Annotated in this window: 19 protein-coding genes; 1 reads left to right on the top strand and 18 read right to left on the bottom strand. The window is 37.7% G+C overall.

The window, feature by feature from the left end; translation table 11 throughout:
• Positions 1 to 565: 565 nt before the first annotated feature.
• From FI644_RS16615 to FI644_RS16585, 7 genes are all read right to left on the bottom strand, one after another.
• Positions 566 to 706: a YrzI family small protein gene (locus FI644_RS16615; RefSeq protein WP_142108629.1), complete on the bottom strand. Its 141-nt coding sequence runs from the start codon at positions 704 to 706 to the stop codon at positions 566 to 568.
• Positions 707 to 1,091: 385 nt separating this feature from the next.
• Positions 1,092 to 2,228: a bifunctional cystathionine gamma-lyase/homocysteine desulfhydrase gene (locus FI644_RS16610; protein ID WP_142108628.1), complete on the bottom strand. Its 1,137-nt coding sequence runs from the start codon at positions 2,226 to 2,228 to the stop codon at positions 1,092 to 1,094.
• The gene (locus FI644_RS16605) at positions 2,229 to 3,152 is read right to left on the bottom strand and encodes a PLP-dependent cysteine synthase family protein (RefSeq protein WP_142108627.1); all 924 of its coding nucleotides are present in this window, start codon (positions 3,150 to 3,152) and stop codon (positions 2,229 to 2,231) included.
• Between the two features lie 23 nt (positions 3,153 to 3,175).
• Positions 3,176 to 3,874 (bottom strand): 5'-methylthioadenosine/S-adenosylhomocysteine nucleosidase, encoded by a 699-nt coding sequence (gene mtnN / locus FI644_RS16600; protein ID WP_142108626.1) that lies wholly within the window; start codon positions 3,872 to 3,874, stop codon positions 3,176 to 3,178.
• 16 nt (positions 3,875 to 3,890) lie between these two features.
• Positions 3,891 to 4,529: a class I SAM-dependent methyltransferase gene (locus FI644_RS16595; RefSeq protein WP_053477099.1), complete on the bottom strand. Its 639-nt coding sequence runs from the start codon at positions 4,527 to 4,529 to the stop codon at positions 3,891 to 3,893.
• Between the two features lie 174 nt (positions 4,530 to 4,703).
• Positions 4,704 to 5,627, bottom strand: coding sequence for an ABC transporter permease (locus FI644_RS16590; protein ID WP_142108625.1), 924 nt, complete (start codon positions 5,625 to 5,627; stop codon positions 4,704 to 4,706).
• The gene (locus FI644_RS16585; RefSeq protein WP_142108624.1) at positions 5,624 to 6,490 is read right to left on the bottom strand and encodes an ABC transporter permease subunit; all 867 of its coding nucleotides are present in this window, start codon (positions 6,488 to 6,490) and stop codon (positions 5,624 to 5,626) included. Before FI644_RS16585 ends, FI644_RS16590 begins: the two co-directional genes overlap by 4 nt.
• Before the next feature lie 154 nt (positions 6,491 to 6,644).
• Between FI644_RS16585 and FI644_RS16580 the strand changes: the two genes are divergently transcribed.
• The gene (locus FI644_RS16580) at positions 6,645 to 6,851 is read left to right on the top strand and encodes a YrzA family protein (RefSeq protein WP_053477102.1); all 207 of its coding nucleotides are present in this window, start codon (positions 6,645 to 6,647) and stop codon (positions 6,849 to 6,851) included.
• 48 nt (positions 6,852 to 6,899) lie between these two features.
• Here FI644_RS16580 and FI644_RS16575 read toward each other — a convergent pair whose 3' ends face one another.
• The 11 genes from FI644_RS16575 to FI644_RS16525 form a co-directional block, all read right to left on the bottom strand.
• The gene (locus tag FI644_RS16575) at positions 6,900 to 7,604 is read right to left on the bottom strand and encodes a YrrS family protein (RefSeq protein ID WP_142108623.1); all 705 of its coding nucleotides are present in this window, start codon (positions 7,602 to 7,604) and stop codon (positions 6,900 to 6,902) included.
• A 194-nt stretch (positions 7,605 to 7,798) separates the two neighbouring features.
• Positions 7,799 to 9,562: a peptidoglycan D,D-transpeptidase FtsI family protein gene (locus FI644_RS16570; RefSeq protein ID WP_056685825.1), complete on the bottom strand. Its 1,764-nt coding sequence runs from the start codon at positions 9,560 to 9,562 to the stop codon at positions 7,799 to 7,801.
• Between the two features lie 245 nt (positions 9,563 to 9,807).
• A complete protein-coding gene (gene greA, locus FI644_RS16565; protein WP_053477105.1) occupies positions 9,808 to 10,284 on the bottom strand; it encodes a transcription elongation factor GreA in 477 nt (158 codons plus the stop codon).
• A 155-nt stretch (positions 10,285 to 10,439) separates the two neighbouring features.
• Positions 10,440 to 11,075 carry a uridine kinase gene (gene udk, locus FI644_RS16560; RefSeq protein ID WP_053477106.1) on the bottom strand — a complete coding sequence of 212 codons (636 nt, stop codon included), beginning with the start codon at positions 11,073 to 11,075 and terminating at the stop codon, positions 10,440 to 10,442.
• Positions 11,076 to 11,080: 5 nt separating this feature from the next.
• Complete coding sequence (locus FI644_RS16555) at positions 11,081 to 12,349, bottom strand: peptidase U32 family protein (protein ID WP_142108622.1); 1,269 nt, start codon at positions 12,347 to 12,349, stop codon at positions 11,081 to 11,083.
• A 203-nt stretch (positions 12,350 to 12,552) separates the two neighbouring features.
• Positions 12,553 to 13,482 (bottom strand): peptidase U32 family protein, encoded by a 930-nt coding sequence (locus tag FI644_RS16550; RefSeq protein ID WP_053477108.1) that lies wholly within the window; start codon positions 13,480 to 13,482, stop codon positions 12,553 to 12,555.
• A 5-nt stretch (positions 13,483 to 13,487) separates the two neighbouring features.
• Positions 13,488 to 14,126, bottom strand: coding sequence for an O-methyltransferase (locus tag FI644_RS16545; protein ID WP_053477109.1), 639 nt, complete (start codon positions 14,124 to 14,126; stop codon positions 13,488 to 13,490).
• A 217-nt stretch (positions 14,127 to 14,343) separates the two neighbouring features.
• Positions 14,344 to 15,471, bottom strand: coding sequence for an endolytic transglycosylase MltG (mltG, locus tag FI644_RS16540; RefSeq protein WP_142108621.1), 1,128 nt, complete (start codon positions 15,469 to 15,471; stop codon positions 14,344 to 14,346).
• 183 nt (positions 15,472 to 15,654) lie between these two features.
• Positions 15,655 to 15,948 carry a DUF1292 domain-containing protein gene (locus FI644_RS16535; protein WP_053477111.1) on the bottom strand — a complete coding sequence of 98 codons (294 nt, stop codon included), beginning with the start codon at positions 15,946 to 15,948 and terminating at the stop codon, positions 15,655 to 15,657.
• A gap of 13 nt (positions 15,949 to 15,961) precedes the next feature.
• The gene (gene ruvX, locus FI644_RS16530) at positions 15,962 to 16,378 is read right to left on the bottom strand and encodes a Holliday junction resolvase RuvX (protein ID WP_053477112.1); all 417 of its coding nucleotides are present in this window, start codon (positions 16,376 to 16,378) and stop codon (positions 15,962 to 15,964) included.
• A 3-nt stretch (positions 16,379 to 16,381) separates the two neighbouring features.
• Complete coding sequence (locus FI644_RS16525) at positions 16,382 to 16,648, bottom strand: IreB family regulatory phosphoprotein (protein ID WP_053477113.1); 267 nt, start codon at positions 16,646 to 16,648, stop codon at positions 16,382 to 16,384.
• Positions 16,649 to 16,860: the final 212 nt, after the last annotated feature.

Raw genomic sequence — 16,860 nt, 5'->3', positions numbered from 1 at the left:
TGTCCGAACCTGAGGCTACTTCGGACTGCTTTAGCTGATTCGAGTGAAATCTTGTCCGAACTTGAGCCTACTACGGACTGTTTTGACTTATTCGAGTGAATTTTTGTCCGAACCTGATAATATTTCCAAAAAGCACCATTTATTTATCTATTAAAAAAGGGATTAACCATTCGGTTAATCCCTTTTTCTCGTTTATTCAACAACACTCACTTCTGAGTAAATAATTAATCCTATAGTTGTGCAAAGTACTAGCCCCATCACAATTGTGAACATGATATAGCCTCCCTTTAAACTCCCTTATTCATTTTAAATTTACCATAAACACAACGAGTATATTTAAAACAAATATGAACATTCTGTTAAGGAAGGAAAATATAAATGAGTCAAGGCTTTACGCTTCTTTTTTCTGAATTCAAGAGTCAGCAGCAGTACATGAAGCGACATCAGATCTCCTCCTCTAACATAAGCTAGGTGGAATCTTTCTCCACCCATAAGATTGCTTGACGGCATTGCATTAAAAGATTCATCTTAAACTACCACCTTTCATTGTTTATTTTTAGGTGAATTAAAAGTGACGATACATTGAGAATTGACGATTACGGTTTTCTTCGTGAATTTTTTTAACCATTTGATTATGAAGTACTTCTTCAACTGAAATATTGCGTTTCTTAATGGTAATTGTAAAAAACAATATGTTTAATGTCATGATGGGTTTCACCTCCTTTAAATAGTCCTTTTAGGGACAAAAAAACCGCAAAGAGACATAGCTCCTGCGGCGTCTTAATTTTGGGCACAAAAAAGCCGCAGGAACACGATTCTCCCTGCGGCATGGATATGCTAAGTAAAAATAAATTAAGCGATCCATTCCCTGTAGGTCGAATTCGTAAAATATAAAACTGCATTTAATTTTTCAATTGCTAATAAGTTCATCATCATTTCATTCGACCTCCTTTTTCAGAAATTTTTTCACTTACATTGGTAATTATAGCCACATCCGATCGGTTTGTAAACACTTATTTGCCTAAATTTTTAATTTTCCCATTTATATCGCTCGACAAAAAACGCCCTCATAAGGGCGTTTAACAATAGTATTAATTTTCCAATGCCTGTTGTAAGTCTTCCATTAAATCTTCTACATCTTCAAGCCCAACGGAAATACGTACCAATCCATCCGTTATTCCAAGCTCTGCACGACGCTCCTGCGGAATGGAAGCATGTGTCATTCGAGCTGGAACAGAAATCAAGCTTTCTACAGCTCCGAGACTTTCTGCTAATGTAAAATACTTTATTTTCTCCAGAAGAATATCTGCATTTTTTTCACTGCCTACATCAAAGGAAATCATTCCGCCAAAGCCTCTCGCTTGCTTTTTAGCAATGTCATGATTTGGATGTGTTTCAAGACCTGGATAATAAACCTTCGTTACAGATGGATGGCTCTGCAGAAACTCAACGATTGCTCTCGTATTGCTCTCTGTTTCTTCCATACGAATACCCAGTGTTTTTATTCCTCTCATTAGAAGCCATGAATCTTGAGGACCAAGCACACCGCCTGTTGAGTTTTGTACAAAATGCATATCTGTAGCTAGTTCATCACTATTCACAACTACTAATCCAGCAACAACATCACTATGTCCGCCAATATATTTCGTTGCACTATGGAGGACAATGTCTGCCCCCAGCTCAATCGGTGTTTGCCAGTAAGGTGTCGAGAATGTATTATCAACAATTGTCAGCAATTGATGTTCCTTTGCTACTTTTGCCGCCTCAGCAATATCCGTAATTTTTAATAGCGGGTTAGTCGGCGATTCTAAGTAAAGAGCTTTCGTATTTGGTCTGATCTCAGCCTTAATATTTTCAAGCTTACTCGTATCAACAAAGGTTGACTCGATGCCAAAACGGTTCAACACCTTTGTCATCACGCGATATGAACCACCATATACATCATCTGTCATGATTACATGATCACCGCTATTAAACAGCATCATAACCGCAGTAATAGCTGCCATCCCTGAACCAAAGGCAAATCCTGCTTTTCCGCCTTCTAAATCTTTAATTAATTCTTCCAGCGCATGTCGTGTCGGGTTGCCCGTCCGTGAGTATTCAAATCCACTATGCTTCCCTACACTTTCTTGTTTGTATGTGCTCACTTGGTAAATAGGCACTGATACCGCACCTGTGTTTGGATCTCCTGAAATTCCGCCATGAATGAGTTTTGTTTTTCTTCTCATTTATATACCGCCTTCATAAATTTTTTTGCTAATATATCGGTCACTGCCATCAGGAAAAATTGTAACAATATTTGTTCCTTCCTTTGCCTTCTTCGCTTCTTCTATTGCAGCATAAAGAGCTGCACCAGAAGAGCTTCCAACCAATAATCCTTCCTTTAATGCTAATTCCTGAACTAAGCGAAAAGCGTTCTGATCAAGGACCGTATGGATTGCATTGAAATAAGAAGGTTCGATAAATTCAGGCAGGAACTCCATTCCAATCCCTTCTGTTTTATGCGGACCAGATTCACCGCCATTAAGGATTGATCCTTCTGGCTCCACAATCACAGTTTTTATCTTAGGATTCTTTTCTTTTAAAAAGCGGGAAGTGCCCATAAAGGTGCCACCAGATCCCGCTCCAGCAACAAAAATATCAATATGTCCATCCATCTGTTCCCAAAGTTCAGGACCTAGCGTTTTATAGTAAGTATGTGGATTCGCAGGATTCGCAAATTGCTGCGGACAAAAGGAATTCGGAATTTCATCAAGCAGCTCCTTCGCCTTTGCAATTGCGCCTGCCATCCCTTCACTTGTAGGTGTATGGACAATTTCAGCTCCTAGCGCCTTCATAATGACTTGTTTTTCCAAACTAAATTTTTCTGGCATACACACAATCACTTTAATCCCTTTATTTAAAGCAGCAAGTGCTAAACCTATACCTGTATTTCCTGCTGTCGGTTCAATGACAGTTCCGCCTTCCTTCAGCTTCCCGCTCTCCATTGCATCCTTTAAAAGCTCCTGCCCCAGACGGTCTTTCACACTTCCTCCTGGGTTTAAAAACTCAAGCTTAGCAAATAAGCGAACACCTGCTGGAAGAGCAAATTGATTTAACTCCAGAATGGGTGTATTCCCAATTAATTGATGAACACTTTTAACGATGTTCAAACATATCCCTCCTTCGTTCGGAGTTATTGTTTCATCGCTGCTACGATCTTCATGACCAAATCAGCTGAATGTAATGCAGCCTTTTCAAGGAATTGATCAAATGAGACATCTGATTCCTTTCCTGCAATATCTGAAAGTGAGCGGATAACGACAAATGGTGTTCCAAACTGATAGGACACTTGTGCAATTGCCGCAGCTTCCATTTCAACAGCTTGAAGATCTGTAAATTTGTCACGAATGAACTCTACTCGAGCAGGATCATTCATAAATGAATCCCCTGTAGCAATCAAACCGCGCACAACTTGAATATCTTTAATTTCTTTCGCACATTCCTCCGCAACATGGATTAATCGGCTGTTTGCTTCAAAGGCTGGCGGCAGCTGCGGAACCTGACCATATTCATAACCAAATACTGTTACATCGACATCGTGATGTCTTACTTCAGTAGAAATAACAACATCCCCTACATTTAACTGTGGATTAAAGCCTCCAGCAGACCCTGTATTTATGACGTAATCGGGTTTGTACCTTTCAAGAAGAATAGCAGTTGATAATGCTGCATTTACTTTGCCAATTCCTGAGCGCAAAAGCACAACGTTTACTCCATCCATTTTGCCGCTTGTATACTCGCAGCCCGCGACCACTTCTTGTGTTTTATCTTCAATTTTTTCTCTTAAAAGTGTTACTTCTTCTTCCATTGCTCCGATGATTGCTATTTTCATTATCAAAACCTCTTTCTTATTTTTTCACTCCTTCCATAATCCACACGAAATCATTGCACTGCTCGAATCTTGGTGTAAAACCATTCTGTTCTAACAATCCTTTTAAGAGTGGGATTGTCGTATAGTATTCTCGCTGCAAATCTTCTGCAAGATTATGAAAGCCGTTTTCCATTGCTTTTTCTATTGCTCTCTTATAGCTTTTAGCAGACTCATACATTGTATCCGCAAAGACTATTTTACCACCAGAAGCAAGTAGGTTTCCATACTTGGCAATAGCTGTTTCTTTTTCCTCATCGGTTAAATGGTGAAAAGCATAAGAACTTACAAATGTATCGATTGGTTGATCAACAGGAAAGCTTAGAAAATCGCCATCTACAATCTCAGTCTTATTTGCCAGCTTTTGCTTAGCTATTTTTCTCATCGAAGGAGATGGCTCCACTCCCGTTACCTTCAACCCTTTTTCAATCATCTTTGCTGTTAAATTTCCCGTACCAGGTCCAAATTCAAGGACGTGTCCAAAAGAGCGATTGGCAACTTTCTGCAATAATTGATCATAATGTTTAAACACTTCCTTATATTCTATATCGTGTCCAGTTACACTTTCATCGTAGGTGTCAGCCCACTTTTCAAATAGCTCGATAAACTCCTTCCCCATCTCACTCACTCCTCTATATTATACACTTATAATTCCTATGAGTATAGTATGAATTAAACAAAAACATGTTCTTAATTTAGCATAAGTGTGTAAAACATTCAACAATGGAAGCTAGTCAGTTTTCAATAAAAAAACACCCATTTTTTAAAATTTTGGGTGTTATAATCTTAATAATTATAGGTGACTAGTCCTTCTAGCTTTATTTTTCAATGAGGCATTTAAACCAGATGAAAGAAGATAAAATGAAAATAGCAAGAGCATATAAGCGATTAATGGATATAGGATGATCCATTGGGAGTGGTATAAAAAGGATCGGGACTGACCGATTAGCCCTGACCATTCATTTGTTATTGAAAGATAGATTGTGGGAAAATACTGTTTTTCTGTTCCTCCTAGAAAAAGATTAAAGATTCCTAGCTGTCCGATGATATGTAATACTTGTATGCATTCATTTACAAACAAAGCAAGCAGATTGCCTTTCAAAGCAGGATATATATGTTTACTGGAAATGTGGCGATTACTTCCTCCAAGTGTCTTCGCAGCTTCTACATAGGCATTTTTCTTTATTTCAATCGTTAAATTAAAAATGACGTTGTAAACCCCAGGTATCCCTAATATCGTCATTAAAAAACCCTGAATGAAAACTAAAATAGTTGGTGGAAGAGTCGGCTCGACATTTATTCCGACCATAATAAAATAAATAATTATAAAAATCGGAATGCCGCTAAATAGCGATACTTGTTTATTTCTTCTCTGATCGGCCAGGGATATTACCCCATTTAAGTTACCGAAAGCTGTTCCTATAATCAGTCTGATAACAGCTACAATCAGCACTGTAAAAACAGTGTATTTTGCCCCATAAAGCAATAGAGTAAGAATATCATACCCCCATTTGTCAGTCCCAAATACATGTTCTTTGGAAGGCGGAAAAGGGGAACCTTTCAGTTGCTGTTTTCCATCATCATTCTCTATATACCCTATTTTTTTGGAATACTCTAAATCATAGGGTGCTACATATGGTCCAATTATGGAAATAATGACAAAAAAGGATAAGAGAACGATTCCTATAATCAGTAATATATTGGGTTTTCGTCTCATTTGGCTAACCACCTTTCAGCAGCCGCCAATAATAATCTTAGTGAATAATAACAGAACATATAAAGGACAAATAAGGATAGAAGGCAAATGATCACAAGATTATATTGATACCCAAATTTACTTGAATGAACAAATATGAACGATGTTAGTCCACGAGTATTATATAAGTACTCCACAATGAAGAGATTGCCAATCATAATACTTATAACTTTATGTAAATCAGCCTTCAAAAAAGGAAGAACATTTGTTGTCACATGGTATAAATAAATATATTTTTTACCGAGTCCTTTTGACTTTGCCAATAGGATGTAGTCCTCAGTCGTTATTTCCGATGTTGCTTCAGATAAACTTCTTACTAAATAGATCGCGGGGATGAGGATTAATGTAAGGATGGGTAGAAAAATTGCCGGATCATCAATAGAAGAAGAGGCTACTTTAAAAGTCTTTACTCCTAAACTTTTATTTATATAAACGACAGCCATTTGCAACATAAGTACCAAAAGAAAATCAGGAACCATTCCTATGAATCCTAAGCTTGCATTTATCCAGCGATTTGTTTTTTTCCAAAGGAAAATTCCTAAGGAGATTGAAATAATCATAACGATGATTGCTGAGATGATTAAATATAAATAAGATGATAAAAAATAGGAAACTAAGTCACTAAGAATCAAACGAGCTCGTCCGCCTTGAGAATAATACCAAGCCTCTCCGGAAAAAAGTCCCCTAAAAAATTCTTTAATGACTGTAACCATTCCATCTAAATCGATTGATACTTTTTCAACCATATTCAATAAACCTAAAGGGAGAGCAGCGAGGATAAGTAATAAAAAAAGATTCAATAAGTGACGATATATAGCGGTCATTGTTCCTCCAAGAAAATTAATGTTACTTTTATTTTATCAGAATTTTCTACCATTAAAAACGTGAATCTTGCACAAAAGGGAATACTATATAGCGGTTTATACGTAAAATGTATTAAAATAATCAACAGAAATAGATATAGGAGGATTTTGAGAGATGAACTTTCAGCTAGATTTAATTGAGGATAAGATCGAATTTTATGAAGCTTATGATTTAAAAACATTAGAGAAAAATATTCAAATGCAAATTGAAAACAATAAAGCTATATTGCTCTCTGTACATCATGTTTCACATCAGATGAGCTTGGATGAAAATGGGAGAAAGCATTATTCGGCTGTTGTGCATTTTAAGGCAAAAAGATGAGGAAAGCTAAATAGCTGTCCTCATCTTTTTTCATTTCTTACTTCTTTTCTACTTCTTTTCTACTTCATTTAATTCTTCTACTTTCGTTGGTTTCCATCCTTGACCATCGACCCAGTCAATATAGACGCGATATATTTGCTTTTGGTCCTTCGTTGTAATTGTTCCAACTGATTTATTAAATCCGTTGTTTCCAAGGAACCAAACATTCATATTGCTTTGATCAACACCAGTTGCATAAGATATTGCCTGAAGCATTTCTGCCCAGTCTACAGATTCTTTATCGTAAACAGCATAATGTTCCCCAGTCTGCGTAGTTCCAATTGGGTTCCAGCTTGGATTTTCAATGGTCTTTTTCACATTTTCATTACTGCCGCCTTCAGTAACAACCGCCTCTTCTTCATTGGCCGGAATTGGATCTATCTCATCGTCAGCTTCTGTATCTGCAGAATTTTCTTCGCTTTCATCTGTGTTTTCTGTTTCAGACTCAGTTTGCTTTTCATCTTTATTCTCATCAATAGCAGAATTCTTATTTTCTTCTGTATCTATATCTTTCTCATCTTGTTTTGACTCTATCTTCTGTTCTTTTTCCGATGCATTTTCATCATTGCCTCCAAAAAAAATTTTTACAGAAACAAAAATAATTAGCAGTATGACAAGCCCGATGAGCATATTTAAAACTAAATTGGTTTTTCTGCGTTTTCCCCTCAATTCGGATCGTGATTCCCGACTTGATGAATCGTAATTGCGGTTCATAAGAAAGATTCTCCTTCCCATTTTTTTCAATCTACTTTGTAATATATTCTTTCAATATTTTAACATGACTAACTAAACATTGAAAAATATCTCTGTTTATAACCTCTGATTAATCCTCTCCATACCAGACGGAAAATCGGCAAGGAAAGTTTCACTTTAACATGATCCTTACAAAGAGAAAAGAGGCTAATGATTTAATTTTGTTCATGATCATTGTTATAGATTTCTTTTACAATATCAGCGAATAGGGGATTGGTACTGCTTGCGTTCCCTGTAGCTCCTAGCCTTACAGTAACAAGTGCATATTTCGGTTTATCAAATGGAAAATAACCCGCAAACCATTTATTATAAAGCGGCTTCCCCCCGCTCATTCTCCCCGTTTCCCCTGTACCAGATTTTCCTGCTACTTCATATGGAAGGTCTTGTAAACTCCTTCCAGTTCCATTCTTATTGACTACTACTTCACGGAGAAGTTTCTGAAGCTTCATAGCAGTATAAGGAGATATGGTCTCACCTTCAAGCTCTTTCTCTTTAAAATCAAGCAATGAGGTACTGTTCTTATATTCAATTTTTGATGCCACACGAACCATTTCTTTATTTCCGCCCCTTGCAATCGTTGCCATCATATTAGCAACGGCTAACGGCGTTGCACGAACCTCATGCTGACCAATACCTGTAAGCGCAACAAAATTATTATCCTTCTTCGCCTCCTCAGATAAGAAGATTCTTCCTTTATCTTCTTGCAGCTGTTTGAAATCTTCAAAATGATAAATATCTCCCATCCAACCAACAGATCCAGTTAATGATAACTTTCCAGCATAATTTTCAAGAATATTAGGATCTATTTCCTTTAATTCTTTCGCTATCGTAGCAAACGTATTATTGCAGCTTCTAGCAAAGCTTGCAGGAAAATCAAGCATTCCATATTGAAATAAAGGGTCTGGATCTCCTGTAATAGTCTTGCTGCAATCAAATCGACGGGATGGATTTGTAAGCTCGTGATCAATTGCCGCTGCTGTTACTACCGTTTTAAAAACAGATCCGATAATTTGCTCCTTTAGCATGAGGTTTTCCGTACCCCCATTCTCTTTATTAAAGGGATCATTTTGGTTGATTGCCGGACGGGATACCATCGCTAATACAGTGTTCGTTTCTATATCAAGAAGCACTGCACCGCCACGATCAATTTCATGCTGATCGACCAATTGCTCAACCAACGCCTGTAAATCAGGATCTAATGTCGTTTTTATATTTACAGGATAAAATGGGTTAGCTGGTTCAACATATTTCACATTTATCCCAAATAAAGGCCCTCCTGTTGCATCAACATGATAGACGAGCTTTGATTTTCCATCCGGCAATAGAAATTCATCAAAGCTTTTCTCCATTCCAGTAAGTCCTACCATCGTTTTGGAGGAAAGTTCTTTATCCGGGTAACGATTACGAAGCAATGTTTCATTTTCTCCTGTAATACCAATTAAATGCTCAGCTGGGTTTTGTGTTAAATGATATTTTTTTTCAACGGCAAACACACCAGGGATTTGCAGAGCATTGATTTTCTCCATTTGGGGTTCAGTCAATTCAATTGGATTAGGCTCGCCATATGCAAACGGCTTCTTTGCCTTTTCCACTGCATGCTCAAGTGCATATTCTGATGCACCAATGATTTCAGATATACGCTTACTGTCCCAGTCCATTTTTTTCAAAAAAGGGAAAAGGATAAGTACTGGTTTGCTTTGGTGAGTAATAGGTGTTCCATCTCTGTAAAGAAAATTTCCTCTGCCTGTATCAAGGATCATCTCCTGAGAGCGCTGACTCACACTTGCCTCCAATAGATTGATCCCCCTTTTTGTAAAATGTTCTGTCTCCACTAATTGAAGCTGTGTCAGCCTAGCAAGCAAAATCATTAATCCAGCTAAACATATACATAACCACATAATTGCTCGTTTTTTCCACATAAAAACACCTCGTCAAAAGTTTTGACGAGGATTCGACTTTTCAAACTATTTATTAGCTGATTATTGAGAGGCGAGAATATTTTATGTGACCGTGTTTGCTTTGTATTTGTATTTATGGACACATAAATTCTTCTTTTGTGACCGAATTAGGTCATTTCTTCCATTTTGTTCTTTTTCCCAAAATATGGGCACGTACATGATGAAAGGAGAAGGTTAACCCTTCTCCTTTCGTCTAACTATTTTTTTTACTTAATCGTTATGATTCGTACGTCCATTTCTCCACCAGGTGTTTGCACTTTAACTTCTTCGCCTACTTTATGGCCGATTAAGCTTTTTGCAATTGGAGAATCATTAGAAATCTTGCCATCAAATGGATCTGCTTCAGCACTTCCAACAATTGTATAAGTTTCTTCTTCTCCATCAGGAAGCTCAATAAATGTAACAGAGCGGCCTAATCCGACTGTATCTCCGCTCATTTCATCTTCTGAAATGATTTTTGCATTACGGATCATATTTTCAATTGTAGTAATACGACCTTCCACGAATGCCTGCTCTTCTTTTGCTGAATCGTACTCAGAGTTTTCTGATAAGTCTCCGAAGCTACGGGCAATTTTAATTCGTTCAACTACTTCTTTACGCTTAACTGATTTTAAATATTCTAATTCCTGTTCAAGCTTTTCTTTTCCAGCTTGTGTCATAGGGAAAACTTTTTCCATTGCCAAAACCTTCACTCCTTCAAATTTTCACAGCTCACATCGTGATTGTGTTCTTTCTTTTTTATGTAAGAAGAAAAATGCATAGGAGCGCGTCCTTCGCTAAAGGACGCGCATTGAATTGTCTACTACAGGACTTATTATATATTTTCTATGCTATTGTGTCATAAAAAAGACTTTTGTTCAAGAATTGTTTGAATTTTTGTGACCATTAAGTCAATAGCCACATGATTATGTCCGCCTTCAGGAATAATGATATCCGCATAACGTTTTGTCGGTTCAATGAATTGATTATGCATTGGGCGCACAACATTAACATATTGATCAATAACAGAATCCATTGTTCTGCCGCGTTCATTAATATCTCTAGACAAACGGCGAATAATGCGGAGATCAGCATCTGTATCTACAAAAAGTTTGATATCCATTAAATCACGAAGACGCTCATCCTCTAAGACTAGAATTCCTTCTAAAATTATTACATCTTTTGGTTCAACTGTAATCACTTCATCTGATCTCGTATGCATCGCATAATCATATACAGGCTTGTTAATTTCCTCGTGCCTTAGCAGCTTTTGAATATGTTCAATTAATAAATCATTATCAAACGCAAGGGGATGATCATAATTTGTTTTCAATCGTTCTTCAAAAGGCAAGTGTGCTTGATCCTTATAATAGTAATCCTGCTCTAGCATCAGAATCGAGTGTCCTTTAAAAAATTCATAAATTGATTTCGTCACACTCGTCTTTCCTGAACCAGAGCCGCCGGTCACACCGATGACAACAGGTTTGCGTTCCATAGGGGTTAAATCTCCTTTCGCATCATGTTGTTCGGGAATACAGGTTTATCAAGCTTAAATTGAACAATTTGGAGCGGGTGCCGCGCTGCGTCCAGCTCGTTTCCATCTTCATCCCAAATTTTATCAATTACATGAGTAAAGTTCTCAATTTCTGGTCCGAAAAACTCTACTTCCTGCCCCGGTTTAAAATGATTACGCTGCTGAAGTGTGACGATTTGCGTTTCAGGATTATAGTCTAGAACCAAGCCAACGAAATCAAAATTCGTCTTTTTGCTATGATTTCCAAACATTTGCTCCTTATACCCTGGAACACCTTCAAAAAATGCTGGCGCTGTTTCACGGTTGGCACATTTCGCTAATTCTTCTAGCCATTCCTGCTTAATTTCAAAGTTCGCTGGATCTGCGCAATATGCGTCGATTACTTTACGATACACGCTAACAACTGTTGCAATATAATGAATAGATTTCATCCGTCCTTCAATTTTTAAGCTGTCAATTCCAAGCTCAATCATTTGTGGTATGGATTGAATTAAATTGAGATCCTTCGGGCTCATAGCAAAAGGGGAATCTCCTTCATTAAAGAAAGGAACCTCATTTTCCCCTTCTAATTGGTAGAGATCATAATCCCAGCGGCATGACTGGCAGCAGCCCCCACGATTCGAGTCACGAGCTGTCATATGGTTACTTAGCGTACAGCGACCTGAATAAGCTATACACATCGCACCATGAACAAAGGTCTCAATTTCAATATCTACCTTCTCTTTCATTTCACGGATTTCTTCGGCACTTGTTTCACGAGCAAGTACGACACGCTCTAATCCTTCTTCTTTCCAAAACTGTACAGCCTTCCAGTTCGATAAAGATTGCTGTGTACTTAAATGCACCTCGATTTCAGGTGCAACTTTGCGGCAAGTCTCAATAATTAACGGGTCTGCTACGATAATCCCTGCGATTCCTGCTTCTTTTAGCCCAAGCATATACTCTTCTAGTCCATCAATGTTTTCATTATGAGCATAAATATTTGTTGTTACGTATATTTTCGCACCGTATTTTTTGGCGAATTCCACGCCCTCTTTCATTTCCTCAAATGTAAAATTATCTGCATTTGAACGTAAGCCATATTCTTGACCACCAATAAATACAGCATCCGCTCCATAATGAACGGCAATTTTCAGTTTTTCTAAGTTCCCTGCTGGTGCTAGCAATTCGGGTTTCTTCACGATTACCCTTTTGCCGTCCACAATTTGGGAAATTTTATCTTCCACTACTGTCATAGGTAATCCTCCTAATTTAAAAGCGTAAGCGCCTTCGGAACAATCAAAATGCAGATTGTTCCTGCGAGGATTGCTTAAAGGAGCTTTCCTTGGTGCTCAGCCCCGACAAGCATAAGACAAGCCTCACAGAAAGGTGCTCTTTACCTTTTTGGGAGGATTGGCTTATGACCATCGAGGGGCTAGGCTGCTTGCGCTAGATATTTTTAATAAACCGTTTCTTTAAAGAAAAACCCTGTGTCCAATGGACGATTGGCAGGCTGAATTTCTTCTATCTCGTTTAATAGCTCGTCCTTCACATCTTCATATTGATCTGGATCTTCCACACAAAGATCAATCGCTTTCCGATATAGCTTCGTTACTTCAAGGATATATTCTGGACTTTTCAAGATCCCATCGATTTTAAATGAGTCAATATTTGCCTCAATCATTTCTTGAAGCTCGTCAATGATACAAATATCATTTGGACTCATTATATGAGTTCCATTCTCATCTTCAAAGATCGGATATTTGTTACCCCGCTCTTTATCATGCAGAAACATATTATGTTCTTGCTTACGATTTTCTACTTCCATAACTTTTCCTTGATATTCATAATAATTGCCTAAAAGTGAACGCTTAGATTGGAACATTGTCATCATCCCATGAACTTGAACCTCAATCTCTACTTCCGCATTCTCTTTCATTTCAACAATGGCATCCATATTCATTTCACGGGCTAGAATCGCTCGCTTTGCCCCTTTTCTGCCCCAATAATTACATGTATACCAATTTGTTCCCGTTGTTTCCGTACTCCAATGCAATTTCATATTAGGTGCCGCTTCACGAGCTGCCATTAGCACGGCAGGATCGCCAAAGATGACTGCATCAGCATTTGCTTCCTGCAAGAATGCAATATAATCAGATAGTTCCTCAATCTTTTCATTATGAAAAATCGCATTCATAGCGACATATACTTTCTTCCCTTTTTCATGGGCAAGCTCGATCGCCTCTTTAACTTCATCCCTTGAAAATTCACCTGCAAGACGTAAACCGTAACGCTGTTCACCTAATACAAAAGCATCTGCTCCTGCATCTGCTAATGGATTGATATCTTCCACATGAATGGGTGTAACTAACAATTCTGGTTTTGACATTTCATTCACCTCTTTTTACTAATCGCAACCCCGTCACCTACCGGCAAAATTACCGTGTAGAAGTCAGGATGATTCATCAGCCATCTATTAAAAGAATCAATTTTTTTCACAAGATTGCGTGTACGTTTATTTTCGATTTCTTCCTCACATACTAGTCCTTTAAAAAGAACATTATCTGTAATAATGACCCCATAATCATCAAGATACTGAGAATACATTTCAAAAAAACGCTGATATTGACCTTTTGCTGCATCGATAAAGATTGCCTGAAAAGGACCATGCTCTTTTACCTGCGGTTCAGCTTCAAGTGCATCCCCTTTAATGATTAGGATTTGGGTTTCCTTGCCAGCCTCTAAAATATATTGCTCAGCTAGCTCGTAACGCTCTGCATCTCTTTCAATGGTTACTATTTTACAGTTTGGGAGTGCATCAGCCATTCGAAGAGCAGAATACCCGATTGCTGTTCCAACCTCTAGAATATTTTTTGGCTGTTGGATTCGCAAAAGCTGAAGCATCGCTTCAATTCCTACAAGCTCCATAATCGGTACACCATGATCTTTGGCATATGACTCCATTCTTTGAAATAATTCAAGCCTTGCAGGTATAATTCCCTCTATATAAGCATGCAGCTTTTCATTTTCCAAGCTGCCATCACCTCAATCATTTAGACATGAAAAAAATAGCGTTCACGAAAGAGGATAATTAGTAATGCAAAGACCTTTTGCATAATATCAGCTTTTTTAAAGCTGTCATCCTTACTCGACCGTGGGTCACGCTATCGTAAAAAATATAAAACACTTGAACTATTTTAACATAAATAAAAGGGGAATGCTAACTTTTCATCCATTCCCCTTTCAATTATTATTGAATATGTTTAGCTTTCTTTTGATTATGTTCCTCTAGTGTTTTTGAAAATAGAACTTCACCTGTTGAAGTTGCTAAGAAATATAGAAAATCAGATTCATCTGGTACTAAAGCGGCTTCAATCGAGACTACACCTGCATTAGCAATCGGTCCAGGTGTCAGACCTGGATATTTATAAGTATTGTACGGTGAATCAATCTCCAGATCTTTATAAAGAACTTTATCTTTATGTTCTCCTTGTGCATATAATACAGTCGGGTCTGTTTGTAATGGCATCCCCGTTTCCATTCGATTATAAAACACACTGGCAATTTTATTGCGATCTACTTTTTCAGTTGCTTCTTCCTCAATTAATGATGAAATCGTTAATAGTTCATGTACCGAGAATCCATGCTCTTCCATGGCAATCTGGTATTCATCGAGAACATCAACCGTTTTGTCCAGCATAGGTGTTATAATTTCTTCAATTGTTGGATTCTCTTTATAAAACGAATAAGTTGCAGGAAATAAATATCCCTCTAACGGGTATTTTATATCTTTATCAAGGATATCCTCTGTTAGAAGGTTAGGGTATTTCTCCATTACTAACTTAATCAAGGATGGGTCATTAAGCTGCTTCATTACTTCATTTGCACTTCGATTTGTTTTTTCAGCAATAATCCCTGCAATTTGTTCTAGTTGCTTTCCTTCAGGAATAGTTAATTTAAAAACTAATTCTTCCTGTAGCATTCCAGTTTTGAGGCTGTTAATTATCTCAGGAATAGTCATAGAAGGATTTAATGTATATTCACCAGCCATAAATCCTGTTTCATTCTTAAACTTAACATAATATTTAAATACTCTGGCATCCTTAATAATTCCATTCTTCTCTAGAATTTTACCAATACCCGTGGATGATGACCCAATTGGTATCTCAATTTTTTTCTCTTTTTTATTATCCGGGTCTACCGGCTGGATGGCAGATTTAATATAAAAATAGCCGCCGCCTGCAATAGCACCAACTGTAATAACTAAAATAATGGCGATAATCAAAACAATTTTTCGGACTAATCTTGCTTCGCTTTGGCGCTCGATCATCTTTTGCCGAATGATATCTCTTTTATCTCTTTTATTTTCTTGAGACACTGTTTCCCCTCCAATCAAGCTGCAAACTTCACATTTTCAGCTTAAACCTGTCTTGTCAACTTTCTTTTTTTACATCTCGCTTATTATACTATATTTCTTTTAGCAGTCGCAAAATAATACAAAAATCAAAGAAAACAAACAAAAAACTGGCTTGTCCATAGGCAAGCCAGTTTAATCACTTTATTATTCCTCTTCCTCTTCAGCAAGAAATGCGTTTAGCATCTCTTCAATCATTTCCCACTCTTCATCCGCATCTGGTTCAATCGGAATAAGTTCACCGTCTTGATTATCATCACTTGGAATAAATGCAGATGCATGAATATCAATTTCTCCATCTTCATCTTCTTCCGCACCAATTGGATAATAAAGGACATATGATTTACCGAATTCCTCTGAATCAAATGTAAAAAGCACTTCACATAATTGCTCGTTACCCTCTTCATCTACTACTGTAATATTTTTTTCTCCATGTTCCATTTTCTTCACCTCATTAATTTTTGCTATCTAAAAAGCCTTGTAAAATCATGACGGCAGCCATCTTATCAATAACCTTTTTTCTTTTTTTGCGGCTGACATCCGCTTCAAGTAAAACCCTTTCAGCAGCCACTGTTGTCAAACGCTCATCCCATAATATGACAGGTAAGTGATAGAGCCTTTCAAGCTCCGCAGCATACTTTTGATTGGCTTCTCCGCGCGGACCAATTGATCCATTCATATTCTTTGGCAAACCTACAACGATTTTACTTACTTCATGCTCTTTAATAATTTTTCCTATTTGCTCGAAACCAAATTCATTTTCTTCTTCGTTAATCTTTATGGTTTCTAATCCTTGCGCTGTCCAGCCAAATGCATCGCTAAGCGCTACGCCGACTGTTTTCGAGCCGACATCCAATCCCATCGTACGCATACATTATCCCTTTCGCTGCTGCTTCAAGTATGATTTAACAAGCTCTTCGATGATTTCGTCCCTTTCAAGTTTGCGGATAATGTTACGTGCATCCTTATGACGGGGGATGTACGCAGGATCCCCAGAAAGAAGGTAACCAACAATTTGGTTGATTGGGTTATACCCTTTATCTTGAAGAGCCTCGTATACTTGGAATAGCACTTGATTCACATCATGCTCGATTGGCTCTTCAGGAAAATTAAACCTCATTGTTTTATCAAATGAGCTCATACTTTACACCTCTTTTTTGATTGAGCGTTAAGCGGGGAGCTAGAGCAAGCCGATTCCGCTTTTCTTTGTCCAGCTTCGGTGGCTAGGGGCCCGAGGTCATAAGCCATCTCGGCAAGAAGGTTAAAGTACAACCTTCCTGCCGATCTGTCTTATGCTTGTCGCCCCTAAGCAAGCCACCTACGCTTTTCTTTCATTCTACACTACTTTGTTGC

Source organism: Cytobacillus solani, from assembly GCF_006704205.1.
GTDB lineage: Bacteria > Bacillota > Bacilli > Bacillales > Cytobacillaceae > Cytobacillus > Cytobacillus solani.
Note: the sequence above shows the minus strand (reverse complement) of the source record. Positions and strands in the feature narration are given on the sequence as shown.